The organism is Corallibacter sp., assembly GCF_048381695.1.
In the GTDB taxonomy this organism is placed as follows: Bacteria; Bacteroidota; Bacteroidia; order Flavobacteriales; family Flavobacteriaceae; genus Corallibacter; species Corallibacter vietnamensis.
In genome coordinates this window covers 177,033-199,551 of sequence record NZ_JBLXHI010000002.1, presented here as the reverse complement: position 1 = coordinate 199,551, position 22,519 = coordinate 177,033, and the positions used below count along the sequence as shown (strand labels likewise).

Annotated in this window: 19 protein-coding genes; 12 read left to right on the top strand and 7 right to left on the bottom strand. The window is 33.1% G+C overall.

Annotated features, from left to right (window positions below; translation table 11 throughout):
- Nucleotides 1-77: 77 nt before the first annotated feature.
- From ACN5J3_RS04720 to ACN5J3_RS04705, 4 genes are all read left to right on the top strand, one after another.
- Nucleotides 78-2,309 (top strand): S9 family peptidase, encoded by a 2,232-nt coding sequence (locus ACN5J3_RS04720; RefSeq protein ID WP_418510946.1) that lies wholly within the window; start codon nucleotides 78-80, stop codon nucleotides 2,307-2,309.
- A gap of 20 nt (nucleotides 2,310-2,329) precedes the next feature.
- Nucleotides 2,330-3,694 carry a peptide MFS transporter gene (locus tag ACN5J3_RS04715; protein ID WP_417290355.1) on the top strand — a complete coding sequence of 455 codons (1,365 nt, stop codon included), beginning with the start codon at nucleotides 2,330-2,332 and terminating at the stop codon, nucleotides 3,692-3,694.
- 46 nt (nucleotides 3,695-3,740) lie between these two features.
- Nucleotides 3,741-5,522, top strand: coding sequence for a peptide MFS transporter (locus tag ACN5J3_RS04710; protein WP_418510945.1), 1,782 nt, complete (start codon nucleotides 3,741-3,743; stop codon nucleotides 5,520-5,522).
- 125 nt (nucleotides 5,523-5,647) lie between these two features.
- The gene (locus ACN5J3_RS04705; RefSeq protein ID WP_418510944.1) at nucleotides 5,648-6,196 is read left to right on the top strand and encodes a thioredoxin family protein; all 549 of its coding nucleotides are present in this window, start codon (nucleotides 5,648-5,650) and stop codon (nucleotides 6,194-6,196) included.
- 4 nt (nucleotides 6,197-6,200) lie between these two features.
- Here ACN5J3_RS04705 and ACN5J3_RS04700 read toward each other — a convergent pair whose 3' ends face one another.
- The gene (locus ACN5J3_RS04700) at nucleotides 6,201-8,243 is read right to left on the bottom strand and encodes a ComEC/Rec2 family competence protein (RefSeq protein WP_418510943.1); all 2,043 of its coding nucleotides are present in this window, start codon (nucleotides 8,241-8,243) and stop codon (nucleotides 6,201-6,203) included.
- Nucleotides 8,244-8,265: 22 nt separating this feature from the next.
- Nucleotides 8,266-8,787 carry a C40 family peptidase gene (locus ACN5J3_RS04695; RefSeq protein ID WP_417290351.1) on the bottom strand — a complete coding sequence of 174 codons (522 nt, stop codon included), beginning with the start codon at nucleotides 8,785-8,787 and terminating at the stop codon, nucleotides 8,266-8,268.
- Nucleotides 8,788-8,897: 110 nt separating this feature from the next.
- Here ACN5J3_RS04695 and ACN5J3_RS04690 point away from each other — a divergent pair, with 110 nt between their 5' ends.
- On the top strand, nucleotides 8,898-10,082 hold the full coding sequence (locus ACN5J3_RS04690) for a DNA cytosine methyltransferase (protein WP_418510942.1): 1,185 nt from the start codon (nucleotides 8,898-8,900) through the stop codon (nucleotides 10,080-10,082).
- Here the strand turns inward: ACN5J3_RS04690 and lpxB are convergent.
- Genes lpxB through surE form a run of 3 tightly spaced genes read right to left on the bottom strand, consistent with a single transcriptional unit; the run spans nucleotide 10,059 to nucleotide 12,236 of the window.
- Nucleotides 10,059-11,168: a lipid-A-disaccharide synthase gene (gene lpxB / locus ACN5J3_RS04685; protein ID WP_417290349.1), complete on the bottom strand. Its 1,110-nt coding sequence runs from the start codon at nucleotides 11,166-11,168 to the stop codon at nucleotides 10,059-10,061. The two genes, ACN5J3_RS04690 and lpxB, sit on opposite strands and share 24 nt — an antisense overlap.
- Nucleotides 11,169-11,182: 14 nt before the next feature.
- Complete coding sequence (locus tag ACN5J3_RS04680) at nucleotides 11,183-11,467, bottom strand: hypothetical protein (RefSeq protein ID WP_418508483.1); 285 nt, start codon at nucleotides 11,465-11,467, stop codon at nucleotides 11,183-11,185.
- Nucleotides 11,460-12,236, bottom strand: a complete 777-nt coding sequence (gene surE, locus ACN5J3_RS04675) for a 5'/3'-nucleotidase SurE (RefSeq protein WP_344726120.1) — start codon at nucleotides 12,234-12,236, stop codon at nucleotides 11,460-11,462. The genes ACN5J3_RS04680 and surE overlap by 8 nt, the downstream gene beginning before the upstream one ends.
- 154 nt (nucleotides 12,237-12,390) lie before the next feature.
- Between surE and ACN5J3_RS04670 the strand changes: the two genes are divergently transcribed.
- Entirely contained in the window at nucleotides 12,391-14,541 is a 2,151-nt protein-coding gene (locus ACN5J3_RS04670) for a carboxy terminal-processing peptidase (protein WP_418510941.1), read from the top strand.
- Between the two features lie 8 nt (nucleotides 14,542-14,549).
- Nucleotides 14,550-15,638 (top strand): ABC transporter permease, encoded by a 1,089-nt coding sequence (locus ACN5J3_RS04665; RefSeq protein WP_418510940.1) that lies wholly within the window; start codon nucleotides 14,550-14,552, stop codon nucleotides 15,636-15,638.
- A 48-nt stretch (nucleotides 15,639-15,686) separates the two neighbouring features.
- Here ACN5J3_RS04665 and yihA read toward each other — a convergent pair whose 3' ends face one another.
- Both yihA and ACN5J3_RS04655 read right to left on the bottom strand, forming a co-directional pair.
- Nucleotides 15,687-16,286, bottom strand: a complete 600-nt coding sequence (yihA, locus tag ACN5J3_RS04660) for a ribosome biogenesis GTP-binding protein YihA/YsxC (protein ID WP_417290345.1) — start codon at nucleotides 16,284-16,286, stop codon at nucleotides 15,687-15,689.
- 22 nt (nucleotides 16,287-16,308) lie between these two features.
- Nucleotides 16,309-17,073 (bottom strand): alpha/beta fold hydrolase, encoded by a 765-nt coding sequence (locus tag ACN5J3_RS04655; protein WP_418510939.1) that lies wholly within the window; start codon nucleotides 17,071-17,073, stop codon nucleotides 16,309-16,311.
- Between the two features lie 296 nt (nucleotides 17,074-17,369).
- Between ACN5J3_RS04655 and mraZ the strand changes: the two genes are divergently transcribed.
- The 5 genes from mraZ to ACN5J3_RS04630 all read left to right on the top strand — a co-directional run bounded on the left by mraZ (nucleotide 17,370) and on the right by ACN5J3_RS04630 (nucleotide 22,518).
- The gene (gene mraZ, locus ACN5J3_RS04650; RefSeq protein WP_418510938.1) at nucleotides 17,370-17,837 is read left to right on the top strand and encodes a division/cell wall cluster transcriptional repressor MraZ; all 468 of its coding nucleotides are present in this window, start codon (nucleotides 17,370-17,372) and stop codon (nucleotides 17,835-17,837) included.
- Nucleotides 17,824-18,720, top strand: coding sequence for a 16S rRNA (cytosine(1402)-N(4))-methyltransferase RsmH (rsmH, locus tag ACN5J3_RS04645; RefSeq protein ID WP_418510937.1), 897 nt, complete (start codon nucleotides 17,824-17,826; stop codon nucleotides 18,718-18,720). The genes mraZ and rsmH overlap by 14 nt, the downstream gene beginning before the upstream one ends.
- A complete protein-coding gene (locus ACN5J3_RS04640; RefSeq protein ID WP_417290341.1) occupies nucleotides 18,721-19,038 on the top strand; it encodes an FtsL-like putative cell division protein in 318 nt (105 codons plus the stop codon).
- A gap of 61 nt (nucleotides 19,039-19,099) precedes the next feature.
- Nucleotides 19,100-21,058, top strand: a complete 1,959-nt coding sequence (locus tag ACN5J3_RS04635) for a penicillin-binding protein (RefSeq protein ID WP_417290456.1) — start codon at nucleotides 19,100-19,102, stop codon at nucleotides 21,056-21,058.
- Nucleotides 21,055-22,518 carry a UDP-N-acetylmuramoyl-L-alanyl-D-glutamate--2,6-diaminopimelate ligase gene (locus ACN5J3_RS04630; protein ID WP_418510936.1) on the top strand — a complete coding sequence of 488 codons (1,464 nt, stop codon included), beginning with the start codon at nucleotides 21,055-21,057 and terminating at the stop codon, nucleotides 22,516-22,518. The genes ACN5J3_RS04635 and ACN5J3_RS04630 overlap by 4 nt, the downstream gene beginning before the upstream one ends.
- Nucleotide 22,519: the final 1 nt, after the last annotated feature.

Genomic DNA, 22,519 nt, shown 5'->3' with positions numbered 1-22,519 from the left:
TTTAACTGTTAATAAATACGGTTTTTTGCATAATTTTTAGTAAACTTGACATCATTTTGTATAAAAGATATTATTTAATGAAAATTATAAAACACATCTTCATCTTTTGCTTTTTAGCAACTACTTTAACATCAGCTCAAAATAAAGAAATTACATTAGAAGATATATGGCAAGGAGCCTTTAGAACAGAACGTATGGATGCATTGCATTCTATGAAAAATGGCCAACAATATTCTGTTTTAAACTTTGACAGAGCTTCAGGCTCAACAACGGTTGACGTATATGATTACAAAACTTTGAAAAAAGTAAAAACATTAGTTAGTTCAAAAGATATTGAAGCTATAAAATATTTCACGGACTATACATTTAGTAATGATGAAACTCAAATATTACTAGCTACAGATGTTGAGTCTATTTTCAGACGCTCAACACTTGGTAAATACTACATTTATAACACAAAAAATAATCAAGTTACACTGGTTGCAGAAGAGAAAATTCAAGAGCCAACCTTTTCTCCTGATGGCACAAAAGTAGCTTACGGTTATGATAATAATTTGTTTGTAAAAGATTTAGAGTCAGGAAAGACTACGCAAATTACATCAGACGGAGAGAAGAATAAAATAATCAATGGTATTACAGACTGGGTTTACGAAGAAGAATTTGGTTTTGTTCGTGCTTTTGAATGGAATGCAGCAAGCAATAAAATAGCCTTTATACGCTTTGATGAAACAAATGTACCAGAGTTTTCTATGGATGTTTACGGTGAGGCTTTATACCAGACGCAACATGTTTTCAAATACCCAAAGGCAGGAGAAGCTAATGCGGTTGTTTCGTTACATATATACGATGTGAAATCTGATAAATCTGCCGAAGTAAAAGTAGATAAAGCTTATAATGATTTTTACATTCCTAGAATAAAATGGACAAATGATGCTGATGTATTAAGTGCTCATTACATGAATCGTCATCAAAATGCATTAGATTTATGGATGATAAATGCTAATACCAATACTGCAAAATTAGCTTTAGCCGAAACCGATAAAGCCTATATTGATGTTACAGATAATTTAACCTTCTTAAAGGATAATAGCTTTATTTGGACAAGTGAAAAAGATGGTTACAATCACATATACCATTATGATAAAGATGGTGAGTTAATTAATCAGGTTACCAAAGGTAACTGGGAAGTAACTAGCTACTATGGTTATGATGATAAATCACACAGAATTTTTTATCAATCTACAGAAAACGGTTCTATAAACAGAGATGTTTACTCTATAAAACTAAATGGACGTGACAAAGAGCGTTTAACAAAAAGTGACGGAACCAATAGAGCATCTTTTAGTGCTGATTTCTCTTATTTTATAAATACATTTTCAAGTGCTTCAACACCACCAGAATATACTTTAAACAGTGCTAAATCAGGTAACTTAATAAAGAGTATAAAAGACAACGATAAGCTGTCAGAGAAATTATTAGACTACAATACATCAAAAAAAGAGTTTAGTACCATTCATGTAAACGGAAACGATTTAAATATGTGGATGATTAAACCAGCTGATTTTGACGAATCAAAGCAGTATCCATTGTTCATGTACCAATACTCTGGTCCAGGCTCTCAAAGTGTTGCAAATAGTTGGAATAGTGCAAACGATTATTGGTATCAATATTTAGCTCAAAAAGGTTATGTTGTAGTGTGTGTAGATGGCCGCGGAACAGGATTTAAAGGTGCTGACTTTAAAAAAGTAACACAAAAAGAATTAGGAAAATACGAAGTAGAAGATCAAATACAAGCTGCAAAACAATTAGGAGAGCTTCCTTACATTGATGCTTCTAGAATTGGAATTTGGGGTTGGAGCTATGGTGGCTTTATGAGTAGTAACGCTTTGTTTAAAGGTAATGATGTTTTTAAAATGGCTATCGCTGTAGCGCCGGTAACAAGCTGGAGATTTTATGACTCTATTTACACAGAACGATACATGACTACGCCACAAGAAAACCCGAGTGGTTATGATGAAAATTCACCAATTAATCATGTTGATAAATTAAAAGGAGATTTTTTACTAATTCATGGTACAGGTGATGATAACGTACACTTACAAAATACTATGCGAATGGTTGAGGCTTTAATTCAAGCTGATAAACAATTTGAGTGGATGATTTACCCAGATAAAAATCACGGTATTTACGGAGGTAACACAAGATTACATTTGTATAAAAAAATGTCAAATTTTATAGATAAAACTTTAGGTGATAAAATAGAAAAACCTAAAACGAAAGAATCTGTAAAATCTCAAATAAAAGGATAATACTAACTAATAATTAACTTATGTCGACAACTGTTAAACAAGCGCACCAAAGAGAACTATTTGGTCATCCTGTAGGATTATTTATTCTATTTTTTACTGAAATGTGGGAACGATTCTCCTACTATGGAATGCGAGCTATTTTAGTTTTATATCTAGTAGCGCAAGCAAAAGGAGAAAATGCAGGATTAGGTTGGAGTAACGCTGATGCCTTATCGCTTTACGGAACTTACACAATGTTAGTTTACGTAATGTCAATTCCTGGAGGATGGATAGCAGATAAATTTTTAGGGCAAAAAAAATCAGTGCTTTATGGAGGTATTCTTTTAGTAGCTGGTCATAGTATATTGGCTATAGAGCAAATGTGGGCATTCTATACAGGTTTAGGCTTAATTATAGCAGGAGTTGGAATGCTAAAACCAAACATCTCTACGATGGTTGGTGGTTTATACAAGCAAGGGGATATCAGAAGAGATAAAGGATTTACTATTTTTTATATAGGGATTAATGTTGGAGCTTTCTTATCAAGTTTAATAGTTGGTTATGTAGGAGAAGTTCACGGATGGCATTATGGCTTTGGACTTGCAGGAATAGGTATGGCACTTGGTTTAATTCAATATGTTGTAGGACAAAAATATCTAAAGCATGTTGGGAATTTTAGCGGAACTTCTGAAAACGAAGAAGAAAAAGAAGCAATGAAAAGACCATTAACCAAAATTGAAAAAGATCGTGTTGTTGTACTTTTTATTTCTTTTTTACTGGTTATTGTTTTTTGGGGGGCATTTGAACAAGCCGGTGGCTTAATGAATATTTATGCAATGGACAATACCAATAGAATGCTTATGGGATGGGAAGTTCCTGCGTCTTGGTTTCAGTCATTAAACGCTATGTTTATTATATTTTTAGGAACCGCTGTTGCTGCTTTTTGGGCTAGAAGAAAATTACGAGGTAAAGTATCTACATCATTGTTTAAAATGATTATAGGTTTAATTATCATGGGTACTGGTTTTTTCTTTATGTCAGCTGCTTCAACACAGTTTGAAAGCACAGGCTCTTCTGCAATGTATTGGTTAGTTTTAGCTTACTTATTTCATACAGTTGGAGAATTATGTATTTCTCCAGTTGCATTGTCATATATTACAAAATTAGCACCATTAAAATATGCGTCTTTAATGATGGGTGTTTATTTTGCAATGACAGGATTTGGAAATAAACTAGCTGGATTATTAGGAGAATCAGCATCAAAGTTAGGAGAATTTACTGTGTTTACAGGAATTGCTGTTTTTTGTGTTGTTTTTGGATTACTTGTTATGGTATTCAGAAAAAAATTAGAAAACCTTACTCATGGCGCTGAAGATAATGAGCGTGAAATGAGTGATGAAATATAATCTGATATTAAAAGAATTAGATAAACTAACTAACGACTAAATTTATATGAATACGGATATTGAAAATTTATTTAAAGATAAAGTTATAGGACACCCAGCAGGGTTATTCGTTCTGTTTTTTACTGAAATGTGGGAGCGATTTTCATTCTACGGAATGAGAATTCTTTTGGTGCTTTTTTTAACGGCGCCGATGTTGAGTGAAAATCCTGGTTGGGATTGGCCAAGAGAGCATGCATTAGCATTAATAGGTACTTATGCATCACTTTTATATTTAACACCAATTTTAGGTGGTTGGATAGCTGATAAAATTACAGGTTATAGAATAGCAGTCGTAATAGGGTGTGTAATTATGACACTTGGGCATGTTGCAATGGCTTTTGAAACAACTGCTTCATTTTATTTTGGTTTGGCATTATTGGTAATAGGTACAGGTTTTTTTAAGCCAAATATTACATCTATTATCTCTACTATGTATAAAGGGAAAGAGTCTAAAAAAGATGGCGCTTATACAATATTTTACATGGGAGTTAATGCGGGTGCATTTTTTGGTATGATGCTATGTGGCTATTTAGCTGAAAACTTTGGATGGTCTTATGGTTTTGGACTTGCAGGTGTTTTCATGCTATTAGGTATGTTGCAGTTTTGGTTAGCCGGTAGCCTTTTTGGAAGTATAGGTGCTAAACCAACAAAAGTTCACGAAGTAGAATTACCACAAAATATTAATGAAGAAGCTCCTAAAGCACATGATGCAGAGTCTGAAGAAAAATTAAACCCTTTTACTATGTTTGATAAAGTGTTAATGACTTTATCTGCAATTGGAGGTTTATTATATTTATTCAATGATCCAATGGAAAAAATTGGAGACCTTAATATGTTGCCTTTTGAAATAGGTGGATTAAGTGGCTCTAATGTGGTTGTGTTAGCGGCTTTAGTTTTGTTTTTAGTGCTATTAGTTACCAGAATTGCTAGGTATATACCTGTTGTTAGAGATCGTATTATTGCGGTGTCTATTTTTGGTGTTTTTACAGTGTTTTTCTTCGCCTTTTTTGAGCAATCGTTAGGATCTATGACATTATTTGCACGCGACTACACAGATAGAACTCTAGTTGGTAGTTCGGCTATGGTGTTTAAGATAATAGACGCATTATTAACGACAGTTCCTTTAATAATTATATCATGGGTATTAATACTTTTAGCTAAAAAAACATTCTCACGAATTGGTTTGTCAAACATTATTTTGGCAGTAGCTTTTATTGGTTTATGGGCTTTAGTTTTATACCGATTGAATGATAAATTTTCACAAGATGGAAATGAGGTTGAAGCAACTTGGTTCGGGATATTAAATTCATTTTTTATCATTACACTTGCGCCATTATTCTCAAGATGGTGGGAAAGTAAATACAATCCTAGCGCAGCAATGAAATACGGTATAGGGTTAATATTATTAGGTCTAGGATTTGCATTCTTATCTTATGGAGCAGGCGATATTCCTTCAGGAGCAAAAACGGCATCTGTGAGTATGATATTTTTAATAATGGCCTATTTATTTCATACTATGGGAGAGCTTTGTATTTCGCCTGTAGGACTATCATATTTAAGTAAACTAGTACCGGCACGAATGATTGGTTTTATGTTTGGAGTATGGTATTTAGCCATTGCAGTAGGGCAAAAAGCAGCCGGAACTATGGGAGGTATGATTGATAAGATTTCTGCAACATATTCGTTGAGTACCTTTTTCTTAATATTTACATTAGTGCCAATAGGCGCAGGATTAGTTGCTATAGTGTTAAATCCGTTGCTTAAACGCTTAATGCATGGTGTACGTTAATCAATGTATATTTTTTAAATTAACTTAAACACTCCATTTTTTGGAGTGTTTTTTGTAAGTTAGGCATAGGTTTTGCAACCAATAGTGAAGCTAATAATTTTTAATTGCTTATAAATTCAAACCGCATGAAAAACATACTTTATATTATAACATTAGTTTTTTTAATTCCTGTTAGCAACATTGCTCAAGAGATAAATTGGGTGACTTTAGAAGAGGCTGTGAAGCTTCAAAAGAAACATCCTAAAAAGATTATGATGGATGCTTATACAAATTGGTGTGGACCTTGTAAAATGCTAGACAAAAACACGTTTAAAAATAAAGATGTAGTGGCTTATGTAAATAAGCATTACTACGCAGTAAAGTTTAACGCTGAAGGAAATGAAACTATAAACTTTAAAGATAGAACATTCAAAAATCCAGGTTACGATCCTGCAAAAGAAAACAGGCGTAATTCTCCGCATGAGATGTCAAGATATTTTGGAATTAGATCGTACCCAACAATTTTATTCTTGGATGAAAAAGGCGACCTTCTGGCACCAATTATAGGATACAGAACGCCACAACAGTTAGAGTTATATCTGAAATTGTTTAAAAATGATGACCACGTAAATTTCAAGACACAAAATGATTTTTCTGCTTATGCCGATGATTTTAAGCCTGAATTCTCAAATTAGATATTTAGTTTAACTTAAAAATATAAGCTCCCTTTTCATAAGTAGAATGAAATGGGAGTTTTTCTTTTCTACACGTTTCCTTCCATCTAGTTACATACGATTTATAATTGCTTCCATCAGCAATGATCGTTTTGGGTTTTAATGAATCTATGACGCGTTTTAAGTGTATTTTAGGAGAGTTTCTTAATAGTAAATAATCTGCCGTAAAAGATTTTATTTGGTAAGTGTTAAGGCTGTCTATGACTAATAAGGTTTTATTGTTTATTGAGTAAACATTCTTTAAAGAATCTGCCTTTACAGTTGTTATAAAATTACTTACAGCATATTTTGTTAGCATAGTTTCTTTTGTAATGGGCGGTTTTAAGTTAGAATAAATGTATAACTGTTTTCCTTTTTGAAAGCCAAGTATGCTTTTTTTGCTTTTTTGGAAAATGATATATTCATCGCTTGTTTCATGCTGAAATTTGTTGAATATAAGGGTAGATTGAAATAGGATGATTGCAATAAGGCATATTACTAAACGCTTAAATGTCTTTATTGTCAAATACCTAACAAAAGCTATAATGAGTAAATAACAAACAAAGAGTAAAATTCCGTTTATTGAGATGTCTTTAAATAAAAACGACTCTTGTTGTGCTACCCATTTAAAGAATAGGTTCATAGCGTCTATAATGTCTCCATAAAAATTTGTGATAATGTTTTTGGGTATGTTTAATGTAGCCATTATTATAACAATGAATCCATACCCTAAAATAAAACCCAAAAAGGGAATGATTACCATATTAGTCAATAAGAATAAACCAGGAAATTGATGAAAATAATATAAACTTATAGGTAAAACACCTATTTGAGCAGCTATAGAAACCGTAGCATAATTAAACACCTTATTTGGTAACCAAAATCTTGTTTTTATAGGGTTGTAGAGCAAGGGTTGTATGGTGACAATACCAATAACAGCAAGGTAACTCATTTGAAAACCTACTTCAAATAAAAACATAGGTTTAAACAATAGCAAAACAAACACCGATATAGCAAGAGTGTTGAAAATATTATGCGGTCTATTCAAGTTAATGGCAATAGCAACTGCGGTAAACATAGTCACGGCTCGAACCACTGATGGTGACAGTCCTGCAATGATTGCAAACAGCCAAAGAATAGTAACAATTAAAAAAGCTTTAATTAGTTTGCTATGCTTACCTCTGTTCAAAAAAGAAAAAAGAAACTCAAGCATAAACAGGATAATACCAATGTGAAGTCCTGAAATTGCTAAAATATGAATAGCGCCAGCATTAGCATAATCCTGATAAAGCGCTTTGTCAATGTTTTGTCTTTGACCCAGTAATAGCGCATTAATTACGGCTAATTCATTTTTAGAAAAATCAAGTGTTTCTAATTTTTTATTAACAAACAGTCTTATTCTATTTGCATATCCTAAAATAGAGAATGTATTATGACTTATAGTAAGAGTGTGATTATTGTTACTATATATTTGAGCGTAAACATATTGCTTTTTTAAATAGGCTTTGTAATTAAATTGATCCGGATTTTTAGGAGGTTTTAGGTTCTGTAAATTGGCATTAATAATGAGTTTGTCATCTACATTTAGTGTGTTTTTACTGCTGTCAAGAGCGATGTTTAAAAGTATTTTGCCAACTGCTTTAGTTGTATCTATTCTATTGATTTTAGCAATGTATCTAGCATTGTAAGTGTTAGGTTTTAAAACCTCTCGTATAGTTACATAAATGTTTGATGTACTAGTTTTAGAAAAATCATAAATACTTGTGTAGTGGTTTTTATAAAGCTTTTGATTATGGATGTTTACAGTGAGTATGCCTAGGGATAACATAGCAAGATATGACACTAATCCAAACCAAACAGTTGGTTTAAAGGTACGCAAACTTGTTTGATAGATAACAAAAAGTAAGATGACAAGAGTGATTGATAATAGCAAAGAAACACCAAGCGAGATAGTTAAATAATATCCCACTAAAATACCAGCAATTAACCAAAAAGCTAGTTTAACTATTGCAAAATCAAGAAGTTTCACAATAGTAAGTTACAGAAAAAAATTATAATACGCGGCGTGCCTGTACAAAAGCAAAATACCAGTAACGTTCTGATAATGAAGAAATCATAACGCCTTTGCTTGTTGAAGCATGAATAAACTCAACATAACCAGTACGTGTGCTAGTAACAATGCCAACATGGTTTACTGATCGACTATTTTTTCTTGTAGCAAAAAACACCAAGTCACCTTTTCTAACTTCTTTTAAATCTATCCAGTTGCCATGAGTAGCAAGACTTCCGGTGGTTCTAGGTAACAAAATATTTTCACTTTTATAGGCAGTATTTACCAGTCCAGAACAATCCATACCTTTTTTAGTAGTGCCACCATATTTATATTTTACACCTTCAAACTGTTTAGCGTACTTAACAATTTTATCAGCTTCAGCTGAACTTGAATAGTGCTTTGTGGTAGGTTTGGTAACTGTTTTTGTTGTCCTTGTTTTAGAAGTTGATTTACCTTGTTTTGTAGACTTACAAGACGATAAACATAAACAGAAAAATAATAATAAAACCAGTTTTTGCATGGCTCGAAAATAAACAATTTTGTTATTAAAAATGATATAACATTATAAAAAGTTGATTGGGTTTATTTTAAAAAACAATTACATTTACCTCATAAAATGTATTGATGTTTATGAATGTTATTGACTTGTTTTCTGGATGTGGCGGATTGGGATTAGGTTTTAAATGGGCAAATTACAACACAGTATTAGCAAGTGATATAGATGAAAATTGCGAAAAAACATATACGCATAACTTTCCCAATGTTCCTTTTATTCAAAAGGATTTAAGAGAAATATCAACCAAGCAAATACAGGATATTGTTTCAGGAAAATCTATCGATGTTGTGGTTGGAGGACCTCCATGCCAAGGCTTTTCTCTAGCTAATAAAAACAGAAATAAAGTTGAGGACGACCCGAGAAATGAGCTTTTTTATGAGTTTGTTAGAGTGGTAAAAGATTTACAGCCTAAAGCATTTATTATGGAGAATGTAAGAGGTTTGTTATCTATGAAAAAAGGTCAAGTTATTAAACTAATGAAAGAAGCATTTGAAAATGCTGGAATAGGTTATGAGGTAGATTATAAAATTTTATTAGCTTCAGATTATGGTGTGCCTCAAAATAGGCAACGTGTTATTATGATGGGAATAAGAAAAGACTTAAATATCAAGCCGGAATTCCCTAACAAATCTTATTCAAGGCCTGTTACAGTTTGGGAAGCTATCTCTGATTTACCTCAAATTAAAGCATCTGAAGGAGATGAGAAAATGTCTTATCCAATTGAAGAAGCAAATACTTACCAATCATTTATGAGAACCAAAAGCAAGTCTGTTTTTAATCATGTTGCTATGCGTCATACTCAAAGGTTAATTAACAGGTTTCAGGTAATTAAGGCAGGCGAATCTTTAGCTCATGTTTCGCACGAGCATGCGGCTGTGAAGCGAGGTAATCCAAAAGAAAAATCAAAAATTGTGTTTTCTCAAAACAATCAACGGTTGCATGCAAACAAACCTGCGCCTACCATTGCTGCATCTTTTCAGAGTAATTTCATACATCCTTTTTTACATAGAAACTTTACAGCAAGAGAAGGTGCAAGGCTTCAATCTTTTCCAGATACATTTATTTTTAAAGGAATGCGAACCAAAATGAGTTGGGAAAAAGGTTTGAGTCAGTACCAGCAAATAGGAAATGCTGTGCCGCCTTTATTAGGATTTGCAATTGCAAAAAAACTTCACGAGTTGTTAGAAGGTTCTAAATCTAAAGAGTCAGATTTTAGGCTGTTTGAAGCGCCTGAATTACTGGAGGCTTTTAAAGATTAACTCGGCTGTTTTTTTACTAGCACCTTTACCACCAAGTTTCTTTTCAAGCTCATAATAATTCATGAAAAATTTTGTACGTTGATATTCGTCAAGTATTTTGTCAAGTTCTTTTTTTAGATTTTTAGAGTTGAAATCATCTTGAATAAGTTCTGTAACAACCTCTTTATTCATAATTAAGTTTACTAACGATATAAACTTTAAGTTGACAATACGTTTTCCTATTTGATAAGATATCCAGCTACCTTTATAGCAAACTACTTGAGGTACTTTGAACAAGGCTGTTTCTAGTGTGGCAGTTCCTGAAGTAACTAATGCAGCTGTTGAAACACTTAATAAGTCATATGTTTTATTTGATATAAAGTGTACGTTGGAGTTTTTTATAAATTGTTTGTAAAAGCTATATTCTTGACTTGGAGCTCCTGCAATTACAAACTGATAATTAGGATAATCATTTACTAAACTTAACATTACAGAAAGCATTTTTGAAATCTCCTGTTTTCTACTACCTGGTAGTAAAGCAATAATAGGTTTTTCACTCAATTCATGTTCTGCTCTAAAAGTGTATTCATCAACTTGTGTTCTACCTGCAATAGCATCAATTAAAGGGTGTCCAACAAAAGTAACATCATAATCATAGGTTTTGTAAAAGTCTTTCACAAAAGGTAAAATCACATACATAGCATCAATGTCATGTTTTATGGCTTTTACTCTTCCAGCTCTTGAAGCCCAAACTTGTGGAGAAATATAGTAATTGGTTTTAAAGTTTTGTTGTTTTGCCCATTTGGCAATGCGTAAATTAAAACCAGAATTATCAATGAAGATAATAACATCAGGTTGGTAGTTTTGAATATCAGTTTTACAAAACGAGATATCTTTAAATATTTTAGAAAGATTCATGATAACTTCAGCAAAACCCATAAAAGCACGCTCTTTATAGTGTTTTACTAAAGTGCCTCCAACTGCTTGCATAAGATCACCACCCCAAAATCTAAAATCAGCATTAACATCTTCTTTGTGTAATGCTTTCATTAAATTAGATCCATGTAAATCTCCAGATGCTTCTCCTGCAATAATGTAGTATTTCATGTGTTATTTAAATCTTACAAAAACTTAATTATAAATGTTGCTATAGCTATTAGAACGGTTGCCAAAAGCACACCACGCGCACGATAGTCTTGTTTCTTTTTTATAAAGATAAAGAAAGCACCTAAATTTAAAATAGCACCAAGGCTAACAAGTTTTCCTAGGAAACCTTCAGCAGAAGCTGATTTTAAAACCGAAATAAAGCCTTCGCCATTCCCTAATATCATACTGGCTAAAAACAACCCGATAGTATTGGCTACAATACCTATGATAAACCCTGTTAAAACTTCTTTTTTAATCATTAAAATCCCAAGTGTTTAATTGTTGAATACTGTGATGCGCAGTTAAATCAAATTGTACCGGAACTACAGAAACATAGCCGTTTTCTAGCGCCCATTCATCTGTATCTTTTCCTTTATCTAAATTTACAAATTTTCCAGTAAGCCAATAATAGTCTTTGCCATGAGGTGTTTGGCGTTTGTCAAACTCTTCTTTCCAGTTGGCTCTAGCTTGCCTACATACTTTAATGCCTTTTATGTCTTTTTTACTAATATTAGGAATGTTTACGTTAAGAACAATGTCATTAGGAATTCCGTGTTTTAACGCGTTTTTTAATACCGTTTTAGCTACTTTTTTTGCCGCAGTAAAATCAGCATTATAATTATAATCTAATAAAGAAAAACCAATAGCAGGAATTCCTTCTATGCCTGCCTCAATAGCAGCACTCATTGTTCCTGAATAAATAACATTTATAGAGGAATTAGATCCGTGGTTAATTCCTGAAATACAAATATCTGGTTTACGGTCTAAAATTTCATTAATAGCTAGTTTAACACAATCAGCAGGAGTTCCAGAGCAACTATATTCGTTTTTAGAATCATCGTCAATATGCACATGATCTAAATGTAATGTAGAATTTATTGTAATAGCATGACCCATGCCGCTTTGCGGACTATCAGGAGCTACAACAACAACATCTCCAATTTCCTTTGCAACACTTATTAAAGCTCTAATTCCAGGAGCGGTTATGCCATCATCATTAGTTACTAAAATCAAAGGTTTTTTTGCCATTTTTATGTTCTTTTTTTAGTCTTGCTAAAATACGTATTTTATGTTTGAAACACCTAAATTCTTTGGTTTAACAAAAAATTAGTAGCATTTGGTTTTATTGGCATGGTTTTTTCTTTAATTTAGTGAAAAATAACCCATGCTTTTTTTAAGAATTATGAAAAGGAATTATAAGATATTGCTGCTTGTGTTATTGCTAGCATTTGCATCCTGTAGTTTTACTGCAAAAACTTTTGAAAATCCAGATAAAGATAAATTGTTGGTTCAAGTGATAACCTATGTTTTAGAACGAGGTCATTTTGATCCTAAAGATTTGAATGATGATTTTTCAGAGCAAGTTTACTCTCATTATTTAGATCAAATAGACCCGCTTAAGCGTTACTTTTACAAGTCAGATATAGAAGAGTTTGAAAAATATAAAAATCAGTTAGATGATCAATTAAAGGTTTATGACATTTCTTTTTTCAATATAACTCATGAGCGTTTAATTCAGAGAATTGAAGAAGCAAAAGAAATTTATAAAGAGGTTTTAGAAAAGCCTTTTGATTATACTGTTGATGAAGATTTTAATTCTGATTATGAAAAAACAGATTATGTAAAAAACAAAAGGCAAATGAAAGACCGTTGGAGACAACAGCTTAAGTTTACCAATTTACCTAATTATGACGCCTTAATGGAAGAACAAAAAGCTCTAAAGGATGGGACGTTAAAAAATGATTCAGAAAATAAAACTGTTTCAAAAACAACAGAAGAAATAGAAAAGGAAGCGCGAGCAGAAACTTTAAAGTCAATAAACATGTACTTTAATGATTATGTAGATGACCTTGAGCGTAAAGATTGGTTTTCTATGTTTGTAAATGCTGTTGTTGAAGAATTTGATCCACATACATTTTATTTTGCGCCAGAGGACAAAGATAGATTTGATCAACAAATGTCCGGTAAGCTAGAAGGAATTGGAGCGCGTTTGCAAAAGCGTATGGATAACACCAAGATTGTAGAACTTATTTCTGGAGGTCCAGCTTGGAGAGGTAAAGAACTAGAAGTAGGAGATATTATTATGAAAGTTCGTCAAGAAGATGAAGAACAACCTGTAAATATTGTTGGTATGCGTCTTGATGATGCAATCAAATTAATCAAAGGACCAAAAGGAACAAATGTTATTCTTACTGTAAAGAAAGTAGATGGTAGCGTAAAAGACATTCAAATCACAAGAGATGTTGTTGAGCTTGAAGAAACGTATGCAAAGTCTTCTACAGTTGAAAAAGATGGAAAACGTTTTGGTGTTATTGATTTACCAAAGTTTTATGTAGATTTTACTGACTATAAAAAACGAAATGCTGCATCAGATATCAAAAAAGAGATAGAGCGCCTAAAAGAAGAAAACATTGAAGGGCTTGTGCTGGATTTAAGAAATAACGGAGGTGGCTCATTGCAAACTGTGGTTGATATTGCAGGATTGTTTATAAAAGATGGACCTGTGGTTCAAGTACGTTCTACTGGCGAACCAAAAGAGGTTTTAAAAGACACTGATAAGTCTATAGTTTGGGATGGACCATTGGTAATTATGGTAAATGAGTTGTCGGCATCTGCTTCAGAAATTTTAGCTGCTGCGATGCAAGATTACAAACGTGCTATTATTATCGGAAGTAAGCAAACCTACGGTAAAGGAACTGTTCAAAATGTGCTAGATCTTAACCGAATGGTAAGAAATAATAAAGATGGCGATTTAGGAGCTTTAAAGTTAACAACGCAAAAGTTCTATAGAATTAACGGAGGCTCAACACAGCTTGAAGGTGTAAAAAGTGATGTGGTTGTTCCAGATAGATATAGCTACATTAATGTAGGCGAGAAAGACCAGGATAACCCGTTACCTTGGGATAAAATAGATGCTGTAGATTATACCAATTGGGAAAATTACTACGACTATGATAAGGCTATTCAAAATAGTAAAAACAGAATGAGTAAAAATAAGCAGCTTAAGCTTATTGATGAAAATGCTAAATGGGTAAAAACTAGAATAGATGAAACAAATCATTCTTTAAATTACTCAAAATATAAAGCTTCATTAAAGCTAAATGAAGAAGAAGCTGAACGTTTTGATAAGATTTCTGACTATAAAACAAATCTTACTTTTGAATCTTTGCCTTACGAAAAAGACCTATTTGTTCAAGACACAATTCTTAAAGAAAAAAGAACACGTTGGCACCAGAGCTTAAGTCAAGATGTTTATATAGAAGAAGCCTTAAATGTGCTTAACGATTTAAAAATGTCTTATACTATAAAAAAAGTAGCAAACATCAAAGATTAATAATATCAATGAGTCATACATCAAACTCATTAGGCCAATTAGCGCTCCTGAAGTTCAAACAAAACTTCTGGGGCGTTTTTAGTTTTGGTTTTATTGCTGTTGTTGGATTAATATCAATATTTGCTTATGCATTTGCTCCAGACGATTCACAGCATGCAAACCAGATGCACTTGTCTATACATTCTAAAAAGCCAGGGTTTACGGTGAATATGCTAACTATGCCTGCAATGATTGAATCTAATCAGTCAAGTATTAGCAAATTATTTTTTGGAAAAAAACATGTTCAAACCGAAATTCCAATTTCAGATTATCGCCTTGAAGGAGATAATCTTTTTTATACGGAATTTACTTCAGATGGATTGCAAGGTATTGAGAAACATATAGTTTTGAATAAGACAGAGAAAGCTAATGATTTCATTAAAGAAAAAACCTTTTGGTTTGGTACAGATAAGTATGGTCGAGATATGTTAAGCCGAATTTTAGTAGGAGTTAGAATTTCTTTTTTTATAGGGTTTGTGGCGGTTTTTATCTCATTAGTAGTTGGTGTTTTTATGGGGAGTTTAGCAGGTTATTATGGTGGAAAATGGGACGCATTTATTATGTGGATTATAAATGTAACTTGGTCTATACCTACCTTGTTATTGGTTATAGCAATTACATTAGCTCTAGGAAAAGGGTTTTGGCAGGTTTTTATTGCAGTGGGTTTAACAATGTGGGTTGAAGTAGCAAGAGTGGTTCGCGGACAAATTATTAGCGTTAAAGAAATGCAATATGTTACTGCGGCAAGAGCTTTAGGGTACACAGATTTTAGAATTATCACAAAGCATATACTGCCTAATATTTTAGCGCCAGTTATTGTGATTTCAGCAGCCAATTTTGCTGCGGCTATATTGATAGAAAGCGGGTTGAGTTTTTTAGGAATTGGGGCACAACCACCTATGGCTAGTTGGGGCGCTATGATAAAAGATCACTACAACTATATTATTTTAGGAAAACCATATTTAGCACTTATCCCAGGTTTTTGTATTATGAGTTTGGTAATGGCTTTTATGCTAATTGGTAATGCTTTAAGAGATGCGCTAGATGTGAAGCATTGAGAATGTAATTCTAAAAATAAAAAAGCAATTATTAGAATAGGAAATTTGTTAGTTTATGTTTTGATTAATGTCAGAAATGTAATTTAAAACATCATCTTTTCCAATGTTTTTAGAAGATGAGGTTACAAAATAATTTGGCATTTCAAACCATGTTTCAAGCATGATGTTCCTGTAGTCTTCTATATGGCGTTCAATAGCTTGAGGCTTTAATTTATCGGCTTTAGTAAATATAATAGAGAAAGGAATATTGTTTTCTCCCATCCAAGCCATAAATTCTAAATCAATAGGTTGTGGTTTGTGTCTGATATCAACTAAAACAAACGCAGAAACTAATTGTTCGCGTTTGCTGAAATACTCGGTGATAAACTTTTGAAATGTTTTTTTTGAGCTTTTAGAAACACGTGCATATCCATAACCAGGTAAGTCAACCAAATACCAGTTTTTGTTTATTATAAAATGATTTATAAGTTGAGTTTTCCCCGGTTTTCCAGAGGTTTTAGCTAGGCTTTTTCGGCTAGTTAACATGTTTATTAATGATGATTTTCCAACGTTGCTTCGTCCTATAAACGCATATTCAGGTAATGCATTTTTAGGGCATTTTTCTACGTCAGAATTACTCATTACAAATTCAGCCGATTTTATTTCCATGAAGATTTCTTTTTTTTACGTTTTAAAAACCTCTTTTAGAGAGCCAGTTTTCTAATAAATTATTAAATTCTTCAGGATGTTCCATCATTGCGGCATGTCCACATTTGTCAATCCAGTATAAGTCAGAATCTGGTAAAAGCTCGTTAAATTCTTCAGCGACTTCAGGAGGAGTTACTGTGTCATTTTTTCCCCAAATAATACAGGTTGGTGTATTCATTTTAGGTAAATCAGAAGCCATGTTATGACGAATAGCACTTTTTGCAATGGCTAATGTTTTTATTAATTTGTTTCTGTCATTTACTGTTTCATAAACTTCATCTACAATTTCTTTTGTAGCTACTTCCGGGTCATAAAAAACATCTTGTGCTTTCTTTTTTATAACTTCATAATCACTGCGTTTGGTATAACCGCTGCCCATTGCACTTTCATAAAGTCCAGAGCTTCCTGTTATAATTAATGCTTTAACTTTTTCAGGAAAAAGCTTTGTGTGGTATAAGCCTATGTGTCCGCCTAATGAGTTTCCTAAAAGAATAACTTGGTCAAAGCCTTTAAATTCAATGAAGTCGTGTAGATATTTAGCAAAACTCTTAACATTGGTTTTAAGTAAAGACATGGTGTAGATTGGTAATTCAGGAACCAAAATCTTGTAGCCCTTCTCGCTAAAATTTCTTGTAACAGAATCAAAGTTGCTTAATCCGCCCATTAATCCATGTAAAACAATGATTGGTGTGCCTTCTCCAACTTCAATATAACTAAAGTTTTTCTCTTTTTTTAAACGATGCGTCATTAACTAATTAGTCTATTTCATTAAAAACAAATATAGGTAAATCATTGTTAATATTTCGATAATAATTAAGCGGCATTTTAAAGAATTAAATTATACATGTTAATAAGTAATTGGTAGAAAGAACTTCTTTGTTTAATCTCTTGATTTGTAGTGTTTAACTGTGTTCTCAACTTTTTTGCATGTTGCGTTTCCTTGTTTTGAGTAAAAATTTATCAACAAAGTGGTATAATGTGGTAAAAAGTGGTATATTTTTCAATATATTTGAAACTTAATCGTTATAACTATATAAAATCGCTTTGAGCTCATTAATAGGAACATACGAATGTAAGGTTGATGCAAAAGGAAGGCTAATGCTTCCTGCTGCGCTAAAAAAGCAACTTGCTCCTGTGCTTCAAAATGGATTTGTATTAAAGCGAGCTGTTTTTCAACCGTGTCTAGAATTGTATCCTATGGAGCAATGGGAAACGCTTATGCAGCGAGTGAATAAGTTGAACAGATTTAAGAAAAAGAACAATGATTTTATTCGTCGTTTTACAGCGGGAGTAAAAATAATTGAGGTAGATGTTGCTGGTCGTGTTTTGATTCCAAAAGACTTAATTGGGTTTGCTGGTATTTCAAAAGAGATTGTGGTGTCATCCTCTATTGATATCCTTGAAATATGGGATAAAGATAAGTATGAGCAGGCTATTGATGATGCTATGGGAGATTTTGCAGATTTAGCTGAAGAAGTAATGGGACAAGACGATGACGATGGAATATCATAATCCAGTATTATTAAAAGAAACCGTTGATGGTTTAAATATAAATCCTGATGGTGTTTATGTAGATGTGACTTTTGGTGGTGGCGGACACAGTAGGGAGATATTAAGTAGGTTGAGTGAGAAAGGACGATTGTTTGCTTTTGATCAGGATCCAGATGCGTTACAAAATAAGGTGGATGATGAGCGTTTTACGCTTATACATGAAAACTTTAGATACTTAAAAAGGTTTTTAAGGTTTTATGGTATTAAAGAAGTTGATGGTGTTTTAGGTGATTTTGGAGTTTCGTCGCATCAATTTGATGTGGCAGAACGAGGATTTTCTACCAGATTTGAGGCGAATCTTGATATGAGAATGAATCAACAAAGTGCTTTGTCGGCATATCATGTGGTAAACGATTATGCTGAAGAGCAAATTCGTGAGGTTTTGTGGCAGTATGGTGAGTTGAGGCAGGCACCTGCGATGGCGAGAGTTATTGTTGAGTCTAGGGAAAATGAGCCAATAAAAACTAGTGAGCAGTTAAAGGATGTTTTAAAGCGCTTTTTGCAGCACAAAAAAGAAAATAAAGTGTTGGCGCAGATTTATCAGGCTATTCGTATAGAGGTGAATCAGGAAATAGAAGTTTTAAAGGAGTTTTTATTGCAAACGCCAGAGGTGTTGAAAAAAGGAGGGAGATTAAGTGTTATATCATACCATTCTCTAGAAGATAGATTGGTAAAACGATTTATAAGAAACGGTATGTTTGAGGGAGAGCCAGAAAGAGATGTGTTTGGGAATTTTGAAGTGCCATTAAAGAAGGTTGGAGGATTAATTGTGCCAACCAGCGATGAGATAAAAATAAATAATAGAGCAAGAAGTGCAAAACTTCGAATTGCTGAAAAGCTATAAATGAAGCGTAGTATCTATAACATATTAAAAGGAACATTTTTAGTAAGTGATGATGCTTTTAAAAACTGGCGAATGATTTTGTTTATTTCAGTTTTAGCAATTGTTATGATAGCGAGCTCGCATAGCGCTGACAGAAAGGTGCATTTGATAGCAAAGCTTAACAATGAGGTGAAAGAACTTCGTTCGGCATTTGTTGAGGGAAGAGGAAAGTTGATGCAGCTTAAAAAAGAATCAACGGTGGAAATTAAGATGAAAGAAAAAGGAATTGTTCTTTCTGAAATACCGCCAACAAAAATTAAAGTAAAATCTAAAAATTGAGTTCAACTTGGCAGTAAACGAGAAGAACATATTAAACCGATTGTATTTTGTGGCAGGATGTATGTTCATCTTCGCGCTTCTCGTTGTGTTTAAATTATTGTCTATTCAGTTTGTTCAAGGAGATAAGTATCGAAAATTAGCAGATAAGCGTTTGGTTAAAGATGTGGTTATCCCAGCTAATAGAGGTAATGTGTATTCGGTGGGAGGTAATTTGTTGGCAACATCAATTCCAAAATATGATATTCGTATTGATGCCTTGACACCATCAGCAGAAACTTTTGAGAAATATTTAAAACCGCTTTCAGATTCTTTGGCTGCCTACAGTGGTAAGTCTAGCTCTTATTATCAAAAGCAAATAAGGAAAGCGCGAGCTTATAAAAATAGATATCATCTGTTAGCAAGAAATATAGGGTATTCAGATTACTTGCGTATCCGAAATTTTCCGTTGCTAAATCTTGGTGCTTATAAAGGAGGTTTGATAGTTGAGCAAACAACCAAGCGAGAATATCCAATGGGAGGTGTTGCTCATAGATCTATAGGTTATGAGCGTTTTGATGATAAAGGGAATGTGACCAGAGCAGGTATTGATGGTGCTTTTGGCGATAAGTATTTGCGAGGTAAAGATGGTAAGAGGTTAAAGCAAAGTATTGGCAAAGGACAATGGAAGCCAATCGCAGATTATAATCAAGTAGAGCCAAAAGATGGTTATGATGTGTATACAACTATAAGTACAAATATTCAAGATATAGCGCATAATTCATTGTTGCAGCAGTTGGAGTATTATGAGGCTGAACATGGGTGTGTGGTTGTTATGGAAGTGGCTACAGGAGAGATTAGAGCTATTTCAAATTTAGGAAGAACAAGTAAGGGAACTTATTATGAAAAATTGAATTATGCTGTAGGTGAATCTCATGAGCCTGGTTCTACATTTAAAACTATGGCGCTAATGGCGGCTTTAGAGGATAAAATTGTAGATACAGCAACAGTTATAGATACAAAAAAAGGAAGAAAGCATTTTTACGGACGTACTATTACAGATTCCAAACATGGCGGTTATGGAAAAATATCTGTGGCTAGGGCTTTAGAGGTGTCTTCAAATATAGGGTTGGCAACTATTATAGATGAAGGATATTCAAAACAACCTGAAAAATTTATAAACCGTCTTAAAGCTTGGAAGCTTAATGAGGTGTTAGGGGTTTCTATTCTAGGAGAAGGCAAGCCAGTTATACCGGAACCAGGCCATAAAATATGGAGTAAAAATGCATTACCGTCTATGGCTTATGGGTATAATATGGAGTTGACACCGCTTCAAACATTAGCTTTTTATAATGCTATAGCTAATAATGGAGTTTTGGTAAAGCCTAGGTTTATTAAAGAAGTAAAAGAACTGAATAAGGAGATTGAGATTTTTGATAGAGAGATAATTAATGAAAAAATATGTTCTGATAAGACTCTAAAAGAGATTCAGGAGATATTAAAAAATGTGGTTGAGCGTGGTACTGGAAAGTCTTTGTATTCACCATATTTTTCAATGGCTGGTAAAACAGGAACTGCAAAGTCCGAATATTGGATGAGTGATTGGGAGGACAAACCGAGATATGTTTCCTCTTTTGCAGGATATTTTCCTGCGGACAATCCTAAATATTCTTGTATTGTGGTTATTCATAAGCCAAGTATAAAGAAAGGATATTATGGAGCAGATGTATCTGGTCCTGTTTTTAAGCGTGTGGCTCAAAAAATATTTACAGATACGCCAATAATTGATGAGGTGAAATCATTAGAGGTTAATAATGATGATGTAAGTAAGGAGTTTGATGGGTATTATGAAACAGCGCAAACTTACAGAACCATTATGCCTAATGTAACAGGATTACCACTTATGGATGCAATAACATTGTTAGAAAACATGCAAGTTGATGTAAAGGTAAAAGTGTTAGGGAATGGAGTGGTAACATCTCAATCTGTAGATAAAGGAGTTAAGTTGAAAGATAAGCAAACCGTTGTGTTAAAAGCATCATGATGAATTTAAAAGACATATTATACAAAGTAACCTTAAACGCAGTTGTAGGGAATACATCGGTGTCTATTAATGACATCCATTTTGACTCTAGAAAAATTGTTGAAAATGATGTGTTTGTTGCTGTAAGAGGAACTGTGTCTGATGGTCATGAATTTATAGATACAGCAATTTCTCAAGGAGCAACTGTGATTGTTTGTGAGGTTTTGCCTAAAAATAATGTTGCTGGAGTTACGTATGTAGAAGTAGAAAACTCATCTATGGCTTTGGCTATAATGGCTTCAAATTATTACGGTAACCCATCTGAAAATTTAAAGTTAATTGGTGTTACAGGAACAAATGGAAAAACAACCATTGCATCTTTATTATATCAGTTGTTTAAAAACGCTGGTTATAAAGTTGGGCTTTTGTCTACTGTAAAAATTATGGTTGATAATAAAACATATCAAGCTACTCATACAACGCCAGATTCTTTAACTATAAACAGGTATTTAAAAGAAATGAATGATGAAGGTGTTGAGTTTTGCTTTATGGAGGTAAGCTCACATGGAATTCATCAAAATAGAACAGAAGGATTGCATTTTGAAGGCGGTATTTTTACAAATCTATCACATGATCATTTAGATTATCATGAAACATTTGCTGAATACCGGGATGTGAAAAAACGTTTTTTTGATCAGTTGCCAACAACTGCTTTTGCATTAGTAAATACTGATGATAAAAATGGTGAGATTATGGTGCAAAACACCAAAGCAAAAAAAGTCACCTATGCATTAAAAGGCTATGCAAATTACAAAGCGCAAATTTTAGAAAATCAGTTTAGTGGTTTGCTTCTTAAGGTAAATGATAGTGAGGTTTGGACGCGATTAATAGGAAATTTTAATGCGTATAATATCTTGGCGATTTTTGCAACAGCAGAACTTTTAGGTCTGGAAAAGGTTGAGGTTTTAAGGTTGATAAGTGAGCTTGAAAGCGTTGCAGGGCGTTTTCAGTATGTTATTTCTGATGACAAAATCACAGCCATAGTTGATTATGCTCATACTCCAGATGCGCTTAAAAATGTTCTTGAAACCATTAATAGTATCCGTACAAAAAACGAAGAATTAATTACGGTAGTAGGTTGTGGAGGAAATAGAGATAAAACCAAGCGTCCTAAAATGGGACACATTGCATCGGCATTAAGTACAAAAGTCATTTTCACAAGTGATAACCCTAGAAATGAACACCCTGAAGCTATTATAGAAGATGTAGAAGCTGGTGTTGAACCTCAAAATTTCAAAAAAGTTATATCAATCACTGATAGAAAACAAGCTATAAAAACAGCTTGTCAAATGGCGCAATCAAATGATATTATTCTAATAGCTGGAAAAGGGCATGAGACGTATCAAGAGATTAGCGGTGAGCGTTTTGATTTTGACGATTTTAAAATAGTAAGAGAATTTTTAAAGCAATTACAAAAATAAT